Consider the following 830-nt stretch of genomic DNA (forward strand, 5'->3'; position numbering starts at 1 on the left):
GCGGACTACCACTTCGCGCTCCGTGACGGCCGCGGAGACGGATTCACCTACATCGAAGGCGACATCGTCCGCGGAACCTCACGCCGGTAAAACACCCGCCCCGGTGCCAGACGGCACCGGGGCACCAACCCGACCACCTGGAAGGAACGCCCCTGATGCCCGCACAAGCATGGGCCACCCTGATCGTCGGCGTCCTCGCCGTCGTCGGCGTCGCCCTGACAGTCCGCCAACGCACCGTGGCCGACAAACGCGCCCAAGCCTGGCAACGGATCACCTGGTGCCTCGAACGCACCACCAGCGCCGACCCCGCCGAAGCCGAGCTCGGATGGGACATCTACGCCACCGTCACCGACTCACCGCTCATCACCACCACCGAGCAAGACGTCCTCGTCGCCGTCGCTGACCGATCCGCCCGACGTGCACTGGCGGAACCCGACGAAACCGAGGACACTGACAACCAGAACGAGCAGGAGGACCCACGATGACCACCGCAGAAGCCCGCAAGACCTGGACCCCGAACGAACGGCGCAGTGTCGCTGCCGCAGCAGCCCGCGCCTCGATCGCACTCCGTGAACGCAGCGGCCGCGAGGTACCCCAATGGATCCGCGACGCCGCCGAAGGGCGCCCCACCACCCCACCGGCCGAACAGCCCTGACGCCGGCCACAGCCGCAGACCGACAAGGCCCGTACCCCCACAGGGTGCGGGCCTTCTCTATTGCCTCACCGAGAAGGAGCGCTGCGAGCAGGTCCGGGCCACCCTGCGGGCGTCCACCGAATCGAACTCCGCTGCGCTCCGTCCTGTGAAAAGAATTCTTGTTTTCCTTAACGTC

General features: G+C 67.6%; 2 protein-coding genes. Both read left to right on the top strand.

The window, feature by feature from the left end:
• Positions 1–155 precede the first annotated feature (155 nt).
• Complete coding sequence (locus CH293_RS27395; protein WP_032375191.1) at positions 156–485, top strand: hypothetical protein; 330 nt, start codon at positions 156–158, stop codon at positions 483–485.
• Positions 482–655, top strand: a complete 174-nt coding sequence (locus CH293_RS28375; RefSeq protein ID WP_155289420.1) for a hypothetical protein — start codon at positions 482–484, stop codon at positions 653–655. Before CH293_RS27395 ends, CH293_RS28375 begins: the two co-directional genes overlap by 4 nt.
• Positions 656–830: the final 175 nt, after the last annotated feature.

Source organism: Rhodococcus sp. 14-2470-1b (assembly GCF_002259415.1).
Taxonomy (GTDB): domain Bacteria; phylum Actinomycetota; class Actinomycetes; order Mycobacteriales; family Mycobacteriaceae; genus Rhodococcoides.